The organism is Thauera sp. 27 (genome assembly GCF_000310125.2).
In the GTDB taxonomy this organism is placed as follows: Bacteria; Pseudomonadota; Gammaproteobacteria; order Burkholderiales; family Rhodocyclaceae; genus Thauera; species Thauera mechernichensis.
In genome coordinates this window covers 143894-164687 of sequence record NZ_AMXB01000005.1, presented here as the reverse complement: position 1 = coordinate 164687, position 20794 = coordinate 143894, and the positions used below count along the sequence as shown (strand labels likewise).

19 protein-coding genes and 1 tRNA gene are annotated in these 20794 nt (G+C 65.9%); 12 read left to right on the top strand and 8 right to left on the bottom strand.

The window, feature by feature from the left end:
- The 3 genes from B447_RS04190 to B447_RS04180 all read right to left on the bottom strand — a co-directional run.
- On the bottom strand, positions 1-313 hold a 313-nt coding region (locus B447_RS04190), incomplete at its 3' end, for an acetyl-CoA carboxylase biotin carboxyl carrier protein subunit (RefSeq protein WP_002936835.1).
- Positions 314-333: 20 nt separating this feature from the next.
- On the bottom strand, positions 334-3015 hold the full coding sequence (gene aceE / locus B447_RS04185) for a pyruvate dehydrogenase (acetyl-transferring), homodimeric type (protein WP_002936832.1): 2682 nt from the start codon (positions 3013-3015) through the stop codon (positions 334-336).
- Between the two features lie 172 nt (positions 3016-3187).
- Positions 3188-4465 carry an ABC transporter substrate-binding protein gene (locus B447_RS04180; RefSeq protein WP_037982304.1) on the bottom strand — a complete coding sequence of 426 codons (1278 nt, stop codon included), beginning with the start codon at positions 4463-4465 and terminating at the stop codon, positions 3188-3190.
- A gap of 192 nt (positions 4466-4657) precedes the next feature.
- On the opposite strand from B447_RS04180, the gene B447_RS04175 reads away from it, so the two are divergent.
- From B447_RS04175 to arfB, 12 genes are all read left to right on the top strand, one after another.
- Complete coding sequence (locus tag B447_RS04175; RefSeq protein ID WP_002926692.1) at positions 4658-7363, top strand: PAS domain-containing sensor histidine kinase; 2706 nt, start codon at positions 4658-4660, stop codon at positions 7361-7363.
- Complete coding sequence (locus tag B447_RS04170) at positions 7338-7973, top strand: response regulator transcription factor (RefSeq protein ID WP_002926691.1); 636 nt, start codon at positions 7338-7340, stop codon at positions 7971-7973. The genes B447_RS04175 and B447_RS04170 overlap by 26 nt, the downstream gene beginning before the upstream one ends.
- Positions 7974-8105: 132 nt before the next feature.
- Positions 8106-9848 (top strand): potassium/proton antiporter, encoded by a 1743-nt coding sequence (locus B447_RS04165; RefSeq protein ID WP_002926689.1) that lies wholly within the window; start codon positions 8106-8108, stop codon positions 9846-9848.
- Positions 9849-9943: 95 nt separating this feature from the next.
- Complete coding sequence (gene folD, locus B447_RS04160) at positions 9944-10810, top strand: bifunctional methylenetetrahydrofolate dehydrogenase/methenyltetrahydrofolate cyclohydrolase FolD (protein ID WP_002936826.1); 867 nt, start codon at positions 9944-9946, stop codon at positions 10808-10810.
- A 10-nt stretch (positions 10811-10820) separates the two neighbouring features.
- Complete coding sequence (purE, locus tag B447_RS04155; RefSeq protein WP_002926686.1) at positions 10821-11312, top strand: 5-(carboxyamino)imidazole ribonucleotide mutase; 492 nt, start codon at positions 10821-10823, stop codon at positions 11310-11312.
- Between the two features lie 10 nt (positions 11313-11322).
- Positions 11323-12477, top strand: coding sequence for a 5-(carboxyamino)imidazole ribonucleotide synthase (locus tag B447_RS04150; RefSeq protein ID WP_002936823.1), 1155 nt, complete (start codon positions 11323-11325; stop codon positions 12475-12477).
- An 11-nt stretch (positions 12478-12488) separates the two neighbouring features.
- Positions 12489-13610: an L-threonylcarbamoyladenylate synthase gene (locus B447_RS04145; protein ID WP_002936820.1), complete on the top strand. Its 1122-nt coding sequence runs from the start codon at positions 12489-12491 to the stop codon at positions 13608-13610.
- A 109-nt stretch (positions 13611-13719) separates the two neighbouring features.
- Positions 13720-13795 (top strand) — tRNA-Ala (locus B447_RS04140).
- A 243-nt stretch (positions 13796-14038) separates the two neighbouring features.
- The gene (locus B447_RS04135; RefSeq protein ID WP_002936817.1) at positions 14039-14251 is read left to right on the top strand and encodes a FitA-like ribbon-helix-helix domain-containing protein; all 213 of its coding nucleotides are present in this window, start codon (positions 14039-14041) and stop codon (positions 14249-14251) included.
- Positions 14251-14676, top strand: a complete 426-nt coding sequence (locus B447_RS04130; protein ID WP_002936815.1) for a type II toxin-antitoxin system VapC family toxin — start codon at positions 14251-14253, stop codon at positions 14674-14676. The genes B447_RS04135 and B447_RS04130 overlap by 1 nt, the downstream gene beginning before the upstream one ends.
- A gap of 366 nt (positions 14677-15042) precedes the next feature.
- A complete protein-coding gene (locus B447_RS04125) occupies positions 15043-15300 on the top strand; it encodes a hypothetical protein (RefSeq protein ID WP_002936809.1) in 258 nt (85 codons plus the stop codon).
- Positions 15297-15701 (top strand): alternative ribosome rescue aminoacyl-tRNA hydrolase ArfB, encoded by a 405-nt coding sequence (gene arfB / locus B447_RS04120; RefSeq protein WP_002936807.1) that lies wholly within the window; start codon positions 15297-15299, stop codon positions 15699-15701. Before B447_RS04125 ends, arfB begins: the two co-directional genes overlap by 4 nt.
- A gap of 136 nt (positions 15702-15837) precedes the next feature.
- On the opposite strand, the gene thpD is transcribed toward arfB, so the two are convergent.
- From thpD to B447_RS04095, 5 genes are all read right to left on the bottom strand, one after another.
- Positions 15838-16830 (bottom strand): ectoine hydroxylase, encoded by a 993-nt coding sequence (thpD, locus tag B447_RS04115; protein ID WP_232431520.1) that lies wholly within the window; start codon positions 16828-16830, stop codon positions 15838-15840.
- A 16-nt stretch (positions 16831-16846) separates the two neighbouring features.
- Positions 16847-17236 (bottom strand): ectoine synthase, encoded by a 390-nt coding sequence (locus B447_RS04110; RefSeq protein WP_002936796.1) that lies wholly within the window; start codon positions 17234-17236, stop codon positions 16847-16849.
- 82 nt (positions 17237-17318) lie between these two features.
- Positions 17319-18602, bottom strand: a complete 1284-nt coding sequence (ectB, locus tag B447_RS04105) for a diaminobutyrate--2-oxoglutarate transaminase (protein ID WP_002936795.1) — start codon at positions 18600-18602, stop codon at positions 17319-17321.
- A gap of 102 nt (positions 18603-18704) precedes the next feature.
- Positions 18705-19337, bottom strand: a complete 633-nt coding sequence (gene ectA, locus B447_RS04100; protein WP_002936794.1) for a diaminobutyrate acetyltransferase — start codon at positions 19335-19337, stop codon at positions 18705-18707.
- A gap of 497 nt (positions 19338-19834) precedes the next feature.
- Entirely contained in the window at positions 19835-20719 is an 885-nt protein-coding gene (locus tag B447_RS04095) for a pirin family protein (RefSeq protein WP_002936793.1), read from the bottom strand.
- Between the last annotated feature and the right edge of the window lie 75 nt (positions 20720-20794).

Sequence of the window (20794 nt, the reverse complement as noted above, 5' to 3'; positions counted from 1 at the left end):
TTTGCTCCGCGGCGGCGCTTGCGGGGGCTCCCGAAAGGCTCGCGGCGGGCGCCGCTCCTACAGAGGCGGATGCGGCGGATTCGAGCTTGATCAGCACGGTGCCTTCGGCAACCTTGTCGCCGATGCCGACGAGGATTTCCTTGACCACGCCTGCGGCGGACGACGGCACATCCATCGTGGCCTTGTCGGACTCCAGTGTGGCGATCGCGTCGTCGATGGCGATGGTGTCACCGACCTTCACGAACAGTTCGATCACCGGTACGGCGTCGAAGTCGCCGATATCCGGAACCTTCACTTCAATGAGTTGGCTCATGTTCTTGTCTCCTTGCGCGCTCAGACCGACATCGGGTTCGGCTTGGACGGGTCGAGGTTGTACTTGACCATCGCCGCGGCGACCTTGTCGCGGCCGATCACGCCGTCATCGGCCAGCGCCTTCAGCGCAGCCAGCGTGACCCAGTGGCGATCCACCTCGAAGAAGTGGCGCAACTGCTCGCGGGTGTCGGAGCGGCCGAAGCCGTCCGTGCCCAGCGTGACGTAGCTGCGGTCGAGCTGCGAGCGGATCTGCTCGGGGAACATGCGGATGTAGTCGGTGGCGGCGATGACCGGGCCTTCGAAGCCGGCCAGCTTCTGTTGCACGTGGGTCTTCTTCGGCTCTTCCATCGGGTGCAGCAGGTTCCAGCGCTCGATGTCGTGGCCGTTGCGGGCCAGTTCGTTGAAGCTGGGCGCACCCCAGATGTCGGCTTCGACGCCCCAGTCGGCCTTGAGCAGCTCGGCGGCGGCGATCACCTCGCGGAAGATCGTGCCCGAACCCATCAGCTGCACGCGCGGTGCCTTGGCTTCGGCGCCCTTGCGGAACAGGTACAGGCCCTTGAGGATGTCGCTTTCGGCGCCGGCGGGCATCTCGGGATGTTCGTAGTTCTCGTTCATCACCGTGATGTAGTAATAGATGTCCTCCTGCTCGGCGAACATCCGGCGCATGCCGTCCTGCACGACCACCGCGACCTCGTACTGGAAGGTCGGGTCGTAGCTGATGCAGTTCGGGATCATGTTGGCCATCAACAGGCTGTGGCCGTCCTCGTGCTGCAGGCCTTCGCCGTTCAGCGTGGTGCGACCGGCGGTACCGCCGATCATGAAGCCGCGGGTGCGCTGGTCGGCTGCCGCCCAGCACAGGTCCATGGTGCGCTGCAGGCCGAACATCGAATAGAAGATGTAGAACGGCACCATCTGCACGCCATGCACGCTGTAGGCGGTGCCGGCAGCGATCCAGTCAGCCATGGCGCCGGCTTCGTTGATGCCTTCCTGCAGCACCTGGCCGGTCTGGCTTTCCTTGTAGAACATGAGCTGGTCATGGTCTTCCGGCACGTACTTCTGGCCTTCCTGGTTCCAGATGCCGTACTGGCGGAACATGCCTTCCATGCCGAAGGTGCGGCTTTCGTCCGGCACGATCGGCACGATGTGCTTGCCGATCTGCTTGTCCTTGAGCAGCGTGTTCATGATGCGCACGATGGCCATCGTGGTCGACAGCTCGCGGCCTTCGCCCGAGGCCTTCAGCAGCGCGGCAAAGGCATCCAGCGCGGGCACGGCCAGCGGCGCGGCCTTGGTGCGGCGCTGCGGCAGGAAGCCGCCGAGGTCCATGCGGCGCTGCATCATGTACTTGTATTCGGGCGAGCCTTCGTCGAACTTCAGGTAGGGCAGCTCTTCGAGCTTGTCGTCCGGCACCGGCAGGCCGAAGCGGTCGCGGAAGCGGCGGATGGCGTCGACGTCCATCTTCTTCTGCTGGTGCGAGATGTTCATCGCCTCGCCGGCCTGACCCATGCCGAAGCCCTTGATGGTCTTGGCCAGGATCAGCGTGGGCTGGCCCTTGTGCTCGGAGGCGGCCTTGTAGGCGGAGAAGATCTTGAACAGGTCGTGGCCGCCACGGTTCAGGTTCCACACCTGGTCGTCGGTCCAGTCGGCGACCAGGGCGCGCAGCTCGGGGGTGTTGAAGAAGTGCTCGCGCACGTAGGCGCCGTCCTTGGCCTTGAAGGTCTGATACTCGCCGTCGCACAACTCCATCATGCGCTGCTTGAGGATGCCCTTCTTGTCGCGCGCAAAGAGCGCATCCCAGGCCGTGCCCCAGATCACCTTGATGACGTTCCAGCCCGCACCGCGGAAGCCCGATTCGAGCTCCTGGATGATCTTGCCGTTGCCACGTACCGGGCCGTCGAGGCGCTGCAGGTTGCAGTTGATGACGAACACGAGGTTGTCGAGCTTCTCGCGGCCGGCCATGCCGATCGCGCCCAGCGACTCGACCTCGTCGGTCTCGCCGTCACCGAGGAAGGCCCACACCTTGCGCTGCTCGGCGCGCGTGGCGTCGATCATGCCGCGGCTGGCCATGTACTTCATGAAGCGCGCCTGATAGATCGCGCACAGCGGGCCCAGGCCCATCGATACGGTGGGGAACTGCCAGAAGTCGGGCATCAGCCAGGGGTGCGGATAGGACGAGATGCCCTTGCCGCCCACTTCCTGGCGGAAGCTGTCCATCTGCTCTTCGCTCAGGCGGCCGAGCATGAAGGCGCGTGCGTACACACCGGGGACCGAGTGGCCCTGGAAGAAGATCATGTCGCCGTCGTGCTGCTCGGAGGGCGCGTGCCAGAAGTGCGAGAAGCCGACGTCGTAGAGTGCGGCGGCCGAGGCGAACGAGGCGATGTGGCCGCCGACGTTGGTGTTCTTGTTCGCGCGCACGACCATCGCCATCGCGTTCCAGCGGATGTAGGAGTGCAGCTTGATCTCCATGTCCGGATCGCCCGGGTAGGGCGGCTGCTGCTCGGCGGGAATGGTGTTGATGTACTCGGTGGTGGCCGAGTAGGGGATGTTCACCCCTTCCTGGCGCGCGGTGGCGATCAGGGTCTCGATCAGGTAGTGGGCACGCTGCGGGCCTTCGTGTTCGACGACGGCCGCGAGCGCTTCCAGCCATTCCCGCGTTTCCTGGGCATCCGTGTCGGGTTGCTGGAGCGCGTTGCTGATTCCGGTCATGGTTTGTCTCCTCATGACGTTCGGTTGGCGATGACTGCCTGGTAAGGCAGGACGATTTTGCTTGCGAGCGAGACCATGCCGATTGCCGCACGGCCATCTTTTCGAACTATAAAACGGTATTTCGCAATGTGCAATATGATTTCAGAAATTCGGTGAATCAGGCGGTGGCTCCTCATGCTTCGGTTGGAGGGGGCACAATCCGGGGCGCAGCAGGTGGCTCGATTGCCTGCACCACCCGCCCGCCGCGCACCTCGCCGAGCAGGATCTGTCGCGCTGTGCGCAGCGATTCGTGGTTGTCGCGCGAGAACGGTGTGCGGTAGGTCATGACCACGCCGTCGATCTCCTCCCGCAGCGCTTCCAGGGCGGTGCGGATGGATGGCCCCTCAAGGTTGCCGGCCTGCCGGATCGCAGCGGCCAGCAGCAGCATCGAGTCGTAGCCCTGCGCGGCGGCTGGCGGCACGGGAATGCGGTCGCTGCCTGTCGCCTGCACCCAGGCATCGAGAAATGCTTGCTGGCGTGGTGTGCGTGCGCCCTGGATGAAGGTCTGCGGCATGCGCGCCCCCTCTGCATTGCGGCCGGCGATCTCGATGAAGTTCGGCATCGCCAGTGTCCAGCTGCCGATGATCGGCACCGGCCAGTGCATGTCTGCGCGACCGTTTGCGATATGGGCGAGTTCGGGGCCGATGCCGTAGGTGAGCAGGGCCTGGGCGCCGGCGGCGCGGGCGCGCTCCAGCATGGGTTTCATGTCCGTCTGCCGCAACTGGAAGCGTTCCAGCGCCACCGCTGCGATCCCGCGTTGCGCCAGCGCGGCCACCAGGTCCTGGCTGCCGAGCACGCCGTAGTTGGTGGCGTCATGCAGGATGGCGAGGCGGGTCAGGCCGCGGCGCAGCACGGCCTCCTCGACGATGACCTGAGCCTGTAGCGTGTCGTTGGCCGAGACACGGAAAACGTAGTTGTCCGGGTGTTCCGGGGGCAGGAACTGGCGGGTGATCAGCGAGCCGGTTGCCACCGAGGTGATGACCGGCACGCGTGCAAGCTGGTAGTGGCGCTGACAGGCAAGCGCGACGCCGGTGTTGACGATGCCAAGCCCTGCGACGATGCGGTCGCGGTTGATGAACTCGCGCACGATGCGTGCGCCGAGCGCGTTGCTTGCTTCGTCGTCGCCCTCCAGGAGCTGGATGCGGCGCCCCAGGATGCCCCCCGTGGCGTTGAGCTCGGCTGCGGCGATACGGATGCCGGTGCGCATCGACAGGCCCATTGGTGCGGAGGGGCCGGTAAAGGGGCCTGAGACGCCGATGCGGATGGGTTCGCGCTCACCTCCCGGGGTGCTGCGCAGGGGCGTCGCGGGCGCGGCGGCCAGGCATGCGCCGACGCCCGCCCGACCGAGCGAAAGCAGGACTAGTGCACGGGCGAGAAGGGCGCGCCGCCTTTGCGCGATCGGCAAACTCATGAACTCACTGTAGGCAGTGCGCCTCGGCGGACAAATTGGCGAAAACCCGGACGGTGGCGGCGCAGTCGCGATCCGCCTTGGCGGTTGCAGTGGTGCGCGCAGCGTGGGTAAGGGTTAGACCGGATGACCGCTGGGGCGCCAATCGACAAGAATGCAGGATTCATCCCACGTGCGTTGCACCCGTCCAGTCCCATGCATGCTCCGCCGTCCGACCCCGCGCCGCCACGCTGGTACTGGGCTGTCCCCTATGTTGTCGTGACGCTGTTCGCGGTGTCGATGCTCGCGCTCGTGTGGTTGCTGCAGCAGCGCGAGTCCGATGTCGAACGCGGTGCGTTGGCACGCGACCTGCAATGGACGGAGCAGGCCATCCGTCGGGTGGTGCTCGGGACGGAGGAGTTCCTGGGGCAGCTGGCACGAGACATGGCAGCCGGCACGCTTGAGCACGACGGCTTCCAGCAGCGCGCGAACGAACATCTGGCGGTCAACCCTGCGCTCACCAACATCGCCTGGGTGGGCCGTGACCAGGCGGTGAGGTGGACGGCGCCGTTCGATGCACTCGACTGGCTTGCCGGCGACACGCTGCTCGGGCCGCAGGTGCAGGGCTTTCAGCACAGTGCGCTGTCGTCGCGGCTGACCTACGGGGCGGCGTATCGGAATGCGCGCGGGGACGCCGTGCTCGAGGTCTTCGTGCCCGTGCATCGCCAGGGCGAGTTCTTCGGCGCTCTGGTTGCGGCCTACTCGGTCGAGCGTATGATCAGCCGGCTGGTGCCGGACTGGTTCACCGAGAAGTACCGGCTCGCCGTACTCGATACCGATGGTGTTGCGCTGGCACTCAGTTCTGCGTTGCCGGATCGCGAGCATCATCTTGCGCTCGAGCTCGTTCTCGAGCCGCCACGCAACGGCATGCGCTTGCAGGCCATGGCCTTCAGGCCGGGTGGCGACGTGATGCACGCCTTGCCCGCGGTCATCATCGTTGGCCTGTCGCTGCTTGTGCTCTGGGGTCTCTGGATGCTGCGCGGCCATATGCAGCGCCGCGTCCAGGTGGAGCGCGAGCGCGACCGCTTGTTCAACCTGTCGCTCGATCTGTTGTGTATCGTCGATCTCGAGGGGCGCTTTCGCCGCTGCAATCCGGCTTTCGAGCGCGTGCTCGGGCATGATCCGGCGACGCTGCCCGGCGCCCTGATGATCGATTTCGTGCATGCCGAGGACGTGGCGTCCACACTCGACAACATGCGCCGGCTTGCAGGCGGCGAGCCGGTGAGCTTCGAGAACCGTTGCCGTTGTGCGGACGGCAGCTACAAGTGGCTGGCGTGGAGCGTGAACCCGGTACGTGGCGAGGGCCTGGTGTATGCGGTGGCCCACGACGTGACCGGCCGCAAGGCGGCCGAGGATGCGCTGCGGGCCGAGTCCGCGTTCCGCAAGGCGATGGAGGACTCGGTCGTCACGGGCTTGCGCGCCATCGATCTGAGCGGGCGCATCATCTACGTGAACTCGGCGTTCTGCCGCATGGTCGGCTTCGCGGAGAGCGAGCTGGTCGGCACGGTGGCGCCGTTCCCGTACTGGCCGCCCGAGCAGCTGGCGATCTGCGAGCGCAACCTGGCGATGACGCTGTCCGGGCAGGCGCCGCGCAGCGGTTTCGAGATGCGCATCCAGCGCAAGAATGGCGAGCGCTTCGATGCCCGCTTCTACCTGTCGCCGCTGATCGACCTGACGGGCCGGCAGACCGGCTGGATGGCATCGATCACCGACATTACCGAGCCCAAGCGCGTACGCGCCGCGCTCGAGGCCGCGCATGAGCGCTTCGAGGCGGTGCTCGATGGCCTGGATGCGGCGGTGTTCGTTGCCGATGCCCGCACCGACGAGATCCTGTTCGCCAACCTTGCCTTCAAGCGCATCCACGGTTTCGACGCCGTTGGCCGCACGGTGCGCGGAGTGGCGGTGCCACAGCCCGAGCGCGGTGACTACCGTGTCGATCCGCGCAACCTGGCGCCGGCCGACTTGCCGCGCGAACTCTTCGACGGCGAACTGCAGCACCCGCTGTCGGGGCGCTGGTACCACGTGCGCGAGCAGGCCACGCGCTGGGTCGATGGGCGGGTGGTGCGCATGGGCATTGCCACCGACATCACCGACCGCAAGCAGACGGCGGAGGTGGCCCGTCAGCAGGAAGAGCGCCTGCAGCGCACCTCGCGCCTGATCACCATGGGGGAAATGGCGTCGACGCTGGCGCACGAGCTCAACCAGCCGCTCTCGGCGATCGCCAACTACTGCGCCGGTTCGGTGACCCGCCTGCAAGCGGGCAATGCGAAGCAGGAGGACATCCTGGCGGCAATGCAGAAGGCCAGCTTCCAGGCCGAGCGTGCGGGCAAGATCATCCGCCGCGTGCGCGAGTTCGTTAAGAAGAGCGAGCCGCGGCGCGCGGCCGTGAGCATCGTCGATATCCTCGAAGACGCCATCGGCTTTGCCGATATCGATGCCCGCCGCACCGGCATCCGCATCGTGACGGCTGTCGAACCTGGCCTGCCCGCGGTGTACGCCGACCGGATCATGATCGAGCAGGTGCTGCTCAATCTTGTCCGCAACGGCATCGATGCGATGGCTGACGCGCTTCCCGAACGCCGCGTGCTGACGGTGCGCGTGCGTGGTTGCGGGCCGGGGCAGGTCGAAGTGGCCGTCATCGACCAGGGCCACGGCATCAGCGAGGAGGGGCGCAGCCGCTTGTTTACCCCCTTCTACACGACCAAGGCCGAGGGAATGGGCATGGGGCTGAACATCTGCCGGTCGATCGTCGAGTTCCACGATGGCCGCTTGATTGTCGACGACAACCCCGAAGGCGGTACCATATTCTCCTTTATCCTGCCCACGGAGATCGCGAGTGAGCGAGTTGCCCGCAGCGCCTGACCAGATTGTCCACATCGTCGATGACGACGAGGCCTTGCGCGATTCGCTCGTCTGGATGCTCGAGGCCAATGGCTACCACGTGGTCGCCTACGAGTCGGCCGAGTCCTTCCTTGCGGCATGCGACCCCGACATGACCGGCTGCATCGTGCTGGACGTGCGCATGCCAGGCATGAGCGGCCTGGAACTGTTCGAGGAACTGGGGCGTCGCCGCTGTGGCTTGCCGGTGGTGTTCATTACCGGCCATGGCGACGTGCCGATGGCGGTGTCGGCGCTCAAGAAGGGGGCAGTCGATTTCATCGAGAAGCCCTTCGGCGAGCGCGACATGCTGCGTCTTGTCGAGCAGTGCCTGCAGCTCGAGCGCGACAGCCGCGGCAAGCGCCGTCTCGAGGCCGATACCTCGCGTCGGCTGCAGCACCTGACTCAGCGCGAGCGCGAGGTGCTCGAGCTGATCATCGTCGGCAAGCTCAACAAGCAGATCGCCGACGTGCTCGGGATCAGCATCAAGACGGTCGAGGTCCATCGCGCGCGCGTGATGGAAAAGATGGGGGTCAACTCGCTCGCCGAGCTTGTCCAGCACGTTGTCTCGGTAGATTCTTTGGCTCCGCGCTGAACTCTGCGTTGAGAGGCTGCTCAAAGCAGCCCCCGAGATGGTGCGCATAATGACATGCGAGTGATGTCTGCGGCTCGCTGGCCGTAGCCTCTTGGCCGACCCCCATACATAACTTAACCACTGGCTGTCCGAATGACCGGCATCAACGCACTCTTCCTGCTCACCGGCCTGCTGCTGTTCATCAGCGTTCTGGCCAGCACCGTGTCGGCTCGCCTCGGCCTGCCGCTGCTGCTGCTGTTCCTGGGGGTGGGGATGCTGGCCGGCGAGGATGGGCCGGGCGGGATCGTCTTCGAGGACTTCTTCTTTGCGTCGATGATCGGACAGGCGGCGCTTGCCGTCATCCTGCTCGATGGCGGCCTGCGCACGCGGGTCAGCAGTTTCCGGGTCGCGCTCAAGCCGGCGGCGGTGCTGGCGACCTGGGGGGTGGTTGGCACGGCGGCACTGCTTGGCGTCTTCGCGACCTGGCTGCTCGATGTGGATTGGCGCCTGGGCTTGCTGCTTGCGGCCATCGTGGGTTCGACCGATGCGGCTGCGGTGTTCGCGTTGCTGCGCAATAGCGGCGTACGCCTCAACGAACGCGTGCAGGCAACGCTCGAGATCGAGTCCGGCGCCAACGATCCGATGGCGATCCTGCTCGTGACCGCCCTGGTCGGCATGTTGCTGCAGCCGGAGTCGGCCAGCGTCGGTGGTTTCGCCTGGTTGCTGACGACCCAGCTTGGGCTCGGCGCGGTACTGGGTCTGGCCGGGGGCTGGGTGCTGTCGCGCTTGATGGCTCGACTCAGTCTCCCCGAGGGGCTGTATGCGCTGCTGATCCTGTCTGGTGGCATGCTCGTCTTTGCGGCGACCAACCTGCTCAACGGCAGCGGCTTCCTGGCTGTCTATCTCGCTGGGGTCGTGGTCGGCAATCGGCGCAGCCACGCTACCGAGCACGTGCTGCGTGTCATGGACGGCCTGGCCTGGCTCGCGCAGGCGGGCATGTTCGTGGTGCTGGGAATGCTGGTGGTGCCGTCCGAACTGCTCGATCACGCATGGGAGTCGGTGGCAATGGCCGTCTTCCTGATGCTGGTGGCGCGCCCGCTGGCGGTTGCCATTGGTTTGTGGCCGTTCCGTTACAAGCGCAACGAGCTTGCGTATGTAAGCTGGGTTGGCCTGCGCGGTGCGGTGCCGGTCGTGCTGGCGATCTTCCCTGTGGTGATGGGGGTGCCGGATTCGCGCCTGCTGTTCGATGTCGCCTTTGCGGTCGTGTTGCTGTCATTGCTGGTGCAGGGGGCGACGGTGCCGATGGCGGCGCGCTGGCTCAAGGTGGAAGTGCCGCCGCGCGATGAGCCGCGCGACAAGCGCGAGGTGTGGGTCGATGAGGAGGCTGCGGTCGACCTGCTGGAGTACCGCGTCGCTGCAGGCTCGCGTGCCGAGGGCAGGCATCCGGACGAGGTCGCCGACGACTTCGAGGGCATCGGTGTGCGCTGCGTTGCACTCGTGCGCAGCGGGCATCTGCACCGGCTCACCCTGGATACGCGCATGATCCCGGGTGATTCCGTGTGGTTCGTCGCACCCGACGAACTGGCCGAGCGCATCGCCAGGGTGTTCGGGGGCACGGGCGGCGAACTGTCGGCCAATGCCAGCTTCTTCGGCGAGTTCGTCGTCGATCCGTCCTGCCTGGCGAGCGATCTGGCCGATGCCTATGGGCTCGACATCGGCGCCGACGAGCGCGTGAAACCGGTGGGCACTTTGCTCGAGCACCGCCTTGGCCGCGCCGCCGTGGTCGGCGACCGGGTGCAGATCGGCGCCTTCACGCTGACCGTGCGCGAGATGACGGACAAGGGCGTGATCACCGCAATCGGCCTCAAATGCCCCGCGCTGGGCCTGATACGCTGAGAAGCCAGCGCACTCGCCAGTCCGAAGACGCTGGGCAGGCGAGCGCGGGCGGCGCGTGATGCTGTAAAATCCCCGGTTTTTTAGGGGCTCTACCGATGACCGCTCGCATCATCGACGGCAACGCGCTCTCGGCGCAGGTTCGTGGCGAAATCGCTGAACGCGCTGCAGCATTGACGGCGCGTGGTGTGCAACCTTGCCTGGCGGTCATTCTGGTAGGAGGGGATCCGGCCTCCGCAGTCTATGTGCGTAACAAGGTTGCGGGTTGCGAGAAGGCCGGCATCCGCTCGCTGCGCTTCGATTACCCCGAAACGGCCACCCAGGACGAGGTGATGGCCAGGCTCGCCGAACTCAACGCCGACCCGTCGGTGCACGGCATTCTCGTGCAGCTGCCGCTGCCCAGGCATCTGGATGAGACGGCCGTGCTCGAAGCGATCGATATCAAGAAGGATGTCGATGGCTTCCATGCGGAGAACGTTGGCCGCCTGTCGCAGAACCGCGAAGCCTTCATTCCCTGCACGCCGCATGGCGTCATGAAGATGCTCGAGAGCACCGGCACGACAGTGCAGGGCGCAGAGGCCGTGGTGATCGGACGTTCGAACATCGTCGGCAAGCCGATGGCGATGCTGCTGACCAACGCTGGTGCCACTGTCACCGTCTGCCACTCGAGGACGAAGGATCTGGCCTTCCACACCCGCCGCGCCGACATCCTGGTCGCGGCCATCGGCAAGCCGCGCTTCGTCACTGGCGACATGGTCAAGCCTGGCGCCACCGTCATCGACGTCGGCATCAATCGCCTGCAGGACGGCCCCGACGCCGGCAAGCTGTGCGGCGACGTGGATTTCGACTCGGCCAAGACCGTGGCCGGTGCCATCACCCCGGTGCCGGGCGGCGTGGGCCCGATGACGATCACCATGCTGCTCGAGAACACCGTGATTTCCGCCGAGCGCGCCGCTGGCAAATAAGGACAGTGAGATGAGCGAAACCAAACCCGTCGTCGGCATCATCATGGGCTCCAACTCCGACTGGCCCACGATGAAGGCGGCTGCAAAGATGCTGGAAGACTTCGGCGTGGCCTACGAGGCCAAGGTCGTCTCCGCCCACCGCACGCCCGACCTGATGTTCGAGTACGCCGAGGCCGCGCGCGGCCGCGGGCTCAAGGCCATCATCGCCGGCGCGGGCGGCGCGGCCCACCTGCCGGGCATGGTTGCGGCCAAGACCACGCTGCCGGTGCTCGGTGTGCCGGTGCAGTCGAAGGCGCTGTCGGGGCAGGATTCGCTGCTCTCCATCGTGCAGATGCCCAAGGGCATCCCGGTCGCCACCTTCGCCATCGGCGAGGCGGGCGCAGCCAATGCCGGTCTGTTCGCGGTGGCGCTGCTCGCGGTCGAGGACGCCGTGCTGGCGCAGAAACTTGCCGACTTCCGTGCCCGCCAGACCCAGGCGGTGCTCGACATGACCCTGGATTGAGAGCCGCATCATGATCCTCCCGCCTGCCACCCTTGGCATGCTCGGCGGCGGCCAGCTCGGCCGCTTTTTCGTTTCGGCCGCGCACGAGCTGGGCTACAAGGTCTGGGTGCTCGACCCCGACCCTCACAGCCCGGCCGGCCTCGTCGCCGACCGCCATCTGGTCGCCGCCTACGACGACTATGTTGCGCTCGACACCCTCGGCAACGAATGCGCTGCGGTGACCACCGAGTTCGAGAACGTCCCCGCCGACACCCTGGACTACCTGACCAAGTTCATCCCGGTGCACCCGGCGGCGAGCGCGGTGGCGGTATGCCAGAACCGCATCGCCGAGAAGAGCTTCCTGGCCGACAACGGCTTGCCGCACGGCCCCTTTGCCGCAATCCGCAGCGAGGACGACATCCGCAATGCCAACGCCGGCCTGTTCCCCGCCGTGCTCAAGGTGGCGCGCTTCGGCTACGACGGCAAGGGCCAGGCCCGCGTCGCCGACCGCGACGAGGCAGTGGCCGCCTTCCAGCACTTCAAGGGCGAACCCTGCGTGCTGGAGAAGATGCTGACGCTGGACTTTGAGGTGTCGGTGGTGCTGGCGCGTGACGAGGCGGGTAACGTGCGCTGCTTCCCGACCGGCGAGAACCGCCACCGCAACGGCATCCTCGACGTCACCATCGCGCCGGCGCAGGCGTCGGCCTGTCTGAGGGACAACGCCCAGGAAATCGCCGAGCGCATCGCCGACAAGCTCGGTTACGTCGGCACGCTCGGGGTGGAGTTCTTCGTATGTCGTGGCGAGCTGTTCGTCAACGAGATGGCGCCGCGCCCGCACAACAGCGGCCACCACACCATCGACGCCTGTGATGTCAGCCAGTACGAACAACAGGTGAGGGCGCTGTGCGGCTTGCCGCTGGCCACGCCGCGCCAGCATTCCGCGGCGGTCATGGTCAATCTGCTTGGCGAGCTGTGGTACGAGGACGGCAAGGGCCACGGCACCTACCGCGAGCCCGACTGGTCGGTGCTGCATGCCGTGCCCGGCCTGCGCCTGCACCTGTACGGCAAGCATCACGCCCGCCCGGGGCGCAAGATGGGCCACTTCGTGGTGACGGGGGCCAATGCCGAGGCCGTACTCGGGCACGCCCTCGCCGCACGTGCCGCGATCGGCATCCGCGACGAGTGAGCACGGGGCCGATGACCACGTCCGGGGCTGGGCCGCGCGGCCGTATCGAGTCCGCCACGGCGGCGTCGATTGCCGAGGCTGTCGCGCTGCTGCGCGCAGGTGACATCGTCGGCATGCCGACGGAAACCGTCTATGGCCTGGCGGCCGATGCGCTCGACGTGCAGGCCGTCGGCAGGATCTTCGCCGCCAAGGGACGCCCCGCCGATCATCCGCTGATCGTGCATCTGCCCTCGGCCGATCACCTGCCGCAATGGGCTGCTGCGATCCCCAAGGATGCGCTCGCGCTCGCGCGTGCGTTCTGGCCCGGCCCGCTGACCTTGATCCTCAAGCGTTCGCCGGACGTGCCCGATGAGGTCACCGGTGGCCAGGACACGGTCGGCCTGCGCGTACCCTCGCACCCTGTGGCGCTTGCGCTGCTGCGTGCTTTCGACGGCGGTCTGGCTGCGCCCAGCGCCAACCGTTTCGGCCGCATCAGCCCGACCACCGCGGCACATGTGCGCGAAGAGCTGGGCGAACGTGTGGCCATGATCCTAGATGGTGGCGCCTGCGAGGTCGGCATCGAATCCACCATTCTGGACTTCTCGCGCGATGTGCCGGAGATCTTGCGCCCAGGGGCGATCGGCCCCGAGGAGATCGCGCGCGTCATCGGCCGCCGGCCGCGGGTGCGGGGTGAGGCCCTACCGGAGGCCGATGAGACGGCTGCCGGGCATGAACGTGCAGGTGCTGCAGCTGTCGTGGGCAATGACGTGGTTGCGCCTGCCTCAGCCGATGCCGCCAAGCCCGCCCCGCGAGTCTCTGGCGCGCTCGCCGCCCACTACGCTCCGCGCACCCCGCTGCGCCTGGTCGAACCCGCGCTGCTCGCCGACGAAGCCGCCGCACTCGCCGGCGAGGGCAGTCGCGTCGCCGTGCTCGCCCACTCCACGCCCGACCCGCGCGATGCCCGCCTGACCTGGCGCAGCCTGCCGGTCGAACCTGCCGCCTACGCCCAGGGCCTGTACGCCAGCCTGCGCGCGCTCGACGCCGTCGGCGCCGATTTCATCCTGATCGAGGCGCTGCCCGGCGGTCCCGGGTGGCGCGCTGTCGCCGACCGCCTTGGCCGCGCGGCAGTTGGCTCTGGCGGCGCCGAGACGTAGGCGCGAGCCCGCTCCGCCGGTCGCGGCGGAAAGGTCGTGGAGCCCCCATGGGAAGCAGGGATGGGGCTTCCATTTAGATCGTCCGCTCTCTATAATGCCGGCTCTTCTAGGGCCGATAGCTCAGCTGGGAGAGCGCTGCGTTCGCAATGCAGAGGTCGGGAGTTCGATCCTCCTTCGGTCCACCAAAATTCAGCGCCCAACTGCTCTCAGTTGGGCGTTTTCATTTGTGCTTCCCGCATGACTGAGCTACCTAGTATGGGTTCGGTGAGCTAAAGCGTGACGTACGGGGACACGGAGTGCGGCTACATTTTCTTCCCCTCGCGTTTGTAAGTGATTTCAGCGTCCTGACGAACCTGTGGCCTTGATGGTGATTGCAATGATTGCGGTATTCGCTACAATGCAATCATTGCAATCATCAGGAGAGCGCGATGGCGACTAATCTTGTCGTTCGTAACATCGACCCTTCGGTCGCGCAGGCTTTGAAAGAGGCTGCGGCGCGGCACGGTCGAAGCGCTGAGGCGGAGCATCGGGAAATCCTGCGGGCAGCGCTTGCGCGACCTGCGCGGCGGAGCTTCAAAGACGTTCTGGCCAGCATGCCGGACGTGGGTGCCGATGAAGACTTCAACCTCAGGCAGGGCTGATGTACCTGCTCGACACCAACATCATCAGCGAGCTGCGAAAAGGTGGGCGTGCCGATCCGGGCGTGACCGCCTTTTTCGCCACCCTGGCCGCGGAGGACATCTATCTGTCGGTCCTGACAATCGGTGAGATTCGCCGGGGCCTAGAGAACATCCGTAACCGCGGTGACCGCGAGCAGGCCGCGCGACTCGAAGCCTGGCTGGATATGGTGGTCGCTGACTATGCAGACCGTATTCTGGGCTTTGACCTCGACTGTGCTCAGCTCTGGGGCCGACTGATGTCACCGAGTCCTCAGCATCCCATCGACAAGCAGATTGCAGCCATCGCCCTCATCTACGACCTAACCGTCGTTACGCGCAACACGGAAGACTTCAAGTCGACCGGGGTGCGGTGCATCAATCCGTTTAGCCCGCCCTTGGTGACCTGAGAGGCGAGCGGCCGCGTTCCACTCGCCTCGGTGCCTAGCCTCAGGAGCGCCGAGAATCGGGAACCCTGCTCGTCGGCAGACCTTCGGGAGTGGTGTCTCATGCCACCGAGTGCCGAGAACGGCAAAAAGTGCCTGAGGTTCCGCGAGATTCTTTTGGCCACGAATTGCTTTATTTCGTGCTGTTTGGCCAAGAAATGCTTTTCTGGCTGCAGCGGACGGCTGGAAGAGGCGTCCGTACGAACAGGCGTGATTGCCGAAGCGGATACCTGCCGCGAGTCGTCACGCCTTGGCTGATCGAGGCGGGTTGGGGGAGCGGCTCCTCATGTGATCGGTGAGTAGCGGACCTTCACCAACGGCCGCATCGTCGTGGCGGGCGGTAAGGCGCAGCGAGGCGAACAGAAGCGGGCCGACTACCTGCCGTACTTCTGTCGCGATTTTCCGCTTGCCGTGGTCGAGGCAAAGGACGCAGGGCTGCCCGCGGAGACAGGGGTGCAGCAGACGCGTGAATACGCGGAGATCCTCGGGCTCAAGTTCGCGTCGTTGCGCCTGTCGCCGATCGGAATCATGATGCTTCGGATCTGCAGCGACTGCCTTCCGAATGACCTTATCCTGCCCGAGCGATGACCTCCCGCTTCCCCCTTTCTCCTGACGAAATCGAGATCACCGCGATTCGCGCGCAAGGCGCGGGCGGACAGAACGTCAACAAGGTGTCGAACGCCGTGCATTTGCGCTTCGACATCACGGCATCGAGCCTTCCGGAGGACATCCGCGCGCGACTGCTCGCCCTGCACGACCATCGGATCAGCAAGGAAGGCGTGGTGATCATCAAGGCGCAGAAGTTTCGCAGCCTGGAGAAGAACCGCACCGAGGCGCTGCGCCGGCTGGAAGAGTTGATCGAGCGTGTCGCGACGCCCCCGAAGGCGCGCCGTGCGACCCGGCCGACGCGTGCGTCGGTCACCCGCAGGCTGGAGGGGAAGGCGCAGCGGGCGTCGATCAAGGCCGCGCGCGGAAGGGTGAGCGACTGATCGGCTTGTCCCGTCGAGGCTCAGTCAGTGTCCCGCATCAATCAGCGTCCAGCAGGCGTGCGCACTCGTCCATCATCGAGCGCGCCAATTCCAACGCCGGCTTGCCTTTCGGCATCACCGATGCAAACGCGGCGCTTCAGGCTGGCGTGAGAGCCCTGGCCTCCGCGTCGCACGGGTCGCCCCCGTCAGTCCCTTGCCCCACGGGGGTGAAGTCCTCCCGTTCGGCGATGAAGTTGGGACGTGGCTCCAGTCCACAGAAGGGGGCGACTGGCGTGTTGTTCACGCTGTTGAACACCATGAACAGGTTGCTGCGCGGCAAGGGGGTGATGTTCGAGCTGGATCCGTGCATCACGTTGCACTCGAAGAAGGTGACCGCGCCCGCTGGGCCCGTCGGCGCGACGATGCCGAAGTCCTCGACCAGCCGACTCAGGCTGGTCTCGTCCGGCACGCCGATGTCCTGCTGCCTGAGCGAGGCCTTGTAGTGGTTCTCGGGGGTGGCGCCCACGCAGCGCACATAGCGATGGTGGGAGCCGGGGATGATCATCAGCGGGCCGTTGTGCGGCGTGTTGGCCGTGAGCGCGATCGAGCAACTCACCATGCGCATGGCGGGGATGCCGTCCTCCACGTGCCAGGTCTCGAAGTCGGAATGCCAGTAGAATTCCTTGCCCCGAAAGCCGCCCTTGTAGTTCACGCGCGACTGGTGGATGTACACCTTGCTGCCGAGCAGCTGCTCGGCGATCGCAACCAACCTGGGATGGTTAGCCAGGCGTGCGAGCACTGCGCTGCTGCGATGCACGGCGAAGATCGAGCGCAACTCCCGGCTGCCGGGCTCGATGACTGCCTCATCGAGGTCCTTGACCGATTCATCGGTGCGCAGGCGCGCCAGCTCATTCAGGCAGTCCTGCACCTCGCCGGCATCGAGCAATTGATCGAAGTGCAGATAGCCGTTCTCTTCGTAGAAACGCAGCGCTTCGGCGTTCAGCGGCCCCGCAGTGGCATGCGGGTAGGTCACCGGATCCAGGCGCGGGCCGATCTGCGGCTCGGGGTCGAAGCGCGAGGGGTAGCGGTCATCTGCGCGCGGACGCGTCAGCGTGGGGCGGGCGGCGTTCATGCCGGTCATGCTCATCATTGCCTTGCCCATCCACTCAGTCGGCGAGCGCGTAAGCGCCGGTCTGGTCATGCACCTCGCGCCCGGTCAGCGGCGGATTGAACACGCACACCATGCGCATGTGGCGGCCCTTGTTGGCGCGCAGGACATGGCGGTCGTGCTGGTTCAGGCAGTACAGGGTGCCGGGGCGGATGGCGTGGGTCACGCCGGTGGCAAGGTCGATGATCTCGCCTTCGCCTTCGATGCAGTACACCGTCTCGAAGTGGTTCCGGTACTCGAACTCATGCTCGGTGCCGGGCTTGATGATGGTGTCGTTGATGGAATAGCCGACGCCAGCATCCTTGTAGATCAGGCGACGGCTGTTCCAGCCTTCGGTATCCACGTCAGCGACGGTGCCGATGACGTCGTCCAGGTGCTTCACGATCATTGGGGTGTCCTCGCATGTAGGGTGTGCCCCGCCTTTAAGGGGGCGCGGGAGGTGAAAGAAGGGGGCAGGGCTGCCGGTAGCCTCAGGCCGCGGCTTCGATCGCCGGCGAGGCGTTGTCGACGCTCAGGGCTTCGCGCAAGCCGGCTTCGATCACATCCAGACCGTGCCGCAGTTCTTCCTCGGCGATGGTCAGGCTCGGGAGCAGCTTGAGCACCTGGTCGTCGATGCCCGCGGTCTCGATGATCAGCCCGCGCTTGAAGCACGCCTGTGAGATGCGCGCAGCCAGTTGCGTGTCATCGAACTCGATGCCCCAGATCAACCCGCGCCCGCGCACCCGCGCACCGGGAGCATGCTTTGCGACGATGTCGGTCAGGCGCTTTTCGACCAGCCCGGCCTTGCGTGCCACATCCTCTGCGAGCAAGCCGTCCTGCCAGAACCTGAGCGCGGCAGTGGCGGTGACGAAGGCCGGGTTGTGTCCGCGGAAGGTGCCGTTGTGCTCGCCCGGCGCCCATTGGTCGAGTTCGGGCTTGATCAGCACCAGCGCCAGCGGCAGGCCATAGCCGGACAAGGACTTGGACAGCGTGACGATGTCAGGCACGATCCCTGCGTCCTCGAAGCTGAAGAAGGCTCCGGTGCGGCCGCAGCCGACCTGGATGTCGTCGACGATGAGCAGAACGCCGTGTTCTTCGGTGATGCGGCGCAGACGCTGAAGCCACTCGATGCTGGCGACGTTCACGCCACCCTCGGCCTGCACGGTCTCAACGATGACCGCGGCAGGCTTGTCCATCCCGCTGCCCTCGTCCTTGAGCAGCGCCTCGAAGTAGTCGAGCGTGTCCGTGCCTTCGCCAAGATAGCCATCGAACGGAACGGAGGCGGTGTGGCCGAGCGGCACGCCGGCACCGGCGCGCTTGAACCCGTTTCCGGTCACCGCCAGCGCGCCCAGCGTCATGCCGTGGAAGGCATTGGTGAAGCCGACCACCTGCTCGCGTCCGGTCACCTTGCGCGCCAGCTTGAGCGCAGCTTCGACCGCATTGGTGCCGGTCGGCCCGGGAAACTGGAACTTGTAGCGCAGGCCCCGCGGTTGCAGGATGACGTCGTTGAAGCGGGCGATGAAGGCTTGCTTCGCCTCGGTGTACATGTCCAGCGAGTGCGTAATGCCGTCGCGCATCAGGTAGGCCAGCAGGGCCTGCTTGATCTTGTCGGGGTTGTGACCGTAGTTCAGCACGCCCGCGCCGCAGAAGAAGTCGAGGTAGCGGCGGCCCTCGGCGTCTATCATCCACGCGCCCTTGGCGCTGGTGAACATCGCGGGAAAGCTGCGGCAGTAGCCGCGGACTTCGGATTCGTACTGTTCGAATGTGTTCATCATGAGATAGCTCCTCTGGTCGAAATGGGCGGGTCTGCGCTCGATATAGGACGAGCGACATCCGGGCGCTCGCGCCTGCGAGTGCCCTGTACGGCACGAAGCCGGTCAGACCGGAATGGGGTTCTCGAGCTGGGACTGAACGCCGCGGGCGGGCGTATGGCGCGCAATCGGACCCACGCGCAGCATCGGCTCGGCGGGGTGGCCTGATGGAAACAGGTCGGCGGTGAAGTGGGGGGTCACCTGGCAGCCGGTGTCATGTTCGCGCGCCAGGCGTTGGAACAGGGCACGCGAGGCCTTGTTGTCGTCCGCTACCGTGGCTGTCACCCAGCGGCAGCGGGCGTTGGCCGGCAGGCTCAACCATTGCTGCAGCAGCTGCAGGCCGAGGCCCTGGCCGCGCTGCTCGGGCAGCACCCCCACCTGCCAGACGAAGGCGGTGTCGGCCTCGCGCGGCGGATGAAAGCCGATGACGGCGCCGACGATGCGGCCGTCCTGCTCGGCCACAAGGCAGGTGTCGCCGAAGTCGGCGGCGAACAGAACGTAGAAATAGACCGAATTCGGCTCCAGCGTGCCGGTGGACTGGACGAATTGCCAGAGAGCGGTGCCATCGCTCGGGCGCGTGCTACGGAAACGGATGCGAGATTGGGGGGCGGAGCGGATGGGCGAAGGCGTGTCGGTACGGTTCATGTCGTGGGTTGTTCTGGTGGCATGCCGCACCCACAGCGGGGTGAAGTGCGACATGTCAGACCACGTCAGCGCCTTGGGGCGGGCACCGCGGTCGGTCGGCCCAGGTGAGGGCCCTCAAAAAACTCAAGCGACGCATTGGCCGTTGAACGATCGCCCGCTGCACGGCATGAATGGCCGATCAATCGGCCCCTTGAGCAGCGGGAGGGATTTAGTGCATTTGCGCAAATCCTTTTTTACCTTACCTGAGCATCCCGTTCACATCAAGCCTGCGATGTCGGGCGAATGCAGTCGCTGGACCAGGGCATGGAATCGGTGGCCGTCGGCTGCGAATATCGGCCAGTCCGTGGCAAGTGATGCCCGCAAGCTCCGTCCGAGCCTGTCGCGCTTGTCCCCAGCCGATGGGGACAGGGTTGTGGGAGGAGTTGTGGATAACCCGGCTGAGCCGTTGAAACTCGGCCTGATTCGAGCACTGCCCAATTTTTGAGCGACACCAGAGATCGAGGGCCCGTCGACGTCGGCGGTGTCGTGCCTGCGGCTGAGTCCGAGTGTGGTCAACTGCCGTTTCGCCACGGCAGGGGCGGTGCAACGAGTCGCGGTGCCTGGCCGTCGCCGATCGTTCCGAATCGGGCGGCTCCTTGTTCCCACTCGGTCTGTGCCTGCGCGATGTCTTCCTTGCTGAAGCCCACAAAATTCCACCACATCAGCACTGGTTCCTCGAACGGCTCGCCCCCCAGGAACAGCACCCGAGCGCCTGCGGGTAGCGCAAGCTGAAGTTCGCTGCGTCCCTTGCCGAGGTAGGCGAGTTCGTCCGCGCTGATGGTTTCGCCGTCGACCATTGCGTCGCCAACGAGGGGCATCAGGCCGTACTCGAAACCGGGGTCCAGTTGGAGCGTGATGTTGCTGGTGCTGTCGCAGGCGATGTCGATGCCGACCAGCGGGGAGTGGATGCGCGCCGCTGCGGTTCGCTCACCGTAGCGGCCGGCGAGCAGGGTCAGTTCTGCGCTGCCTTCGCGCCAGTGCGGCAGTTCGGCGTAGTGCTCGAAGGCGGGCGGGCAATCCTTGTGTTCCGGCGGCAGGGCGATCCACAGCTGTGCCGCGTGCAGCCGCTCGCCGTCATGCAGCGAATCCTCGGTATGGGCGATGCCGTGCCCAGCGGTCATCAGATTGACCTGGCCAGGGCGGATGATCTGCTCGTTGCCCAGGCTGTCGCGGTGCAGGACCTCGCCCTCGATCAGCCAGGTGAAGGTCTGCAGGGCGATGTGCGGGTGCGCGCCGACGTGCATGCCTTTGCCGGGCTCGAACTGCACTGGGCCGGCGTGATCGAGGAAGCACCACGCGCCAATCATGCGCTGCTGGCGATTGGGGAGCGCACGGCGCACGAGCATGCCGTCGCCGAGGTCGGCGCTGCGCGGTTGGATGCGGACGATCGGATTCATGGTCGGTGTCCTTGATGGTGAGCCTGCCGAGCGCTGGCGAAAATTCTAACCGCCGAAGTGATGCCGGCGCTTGGC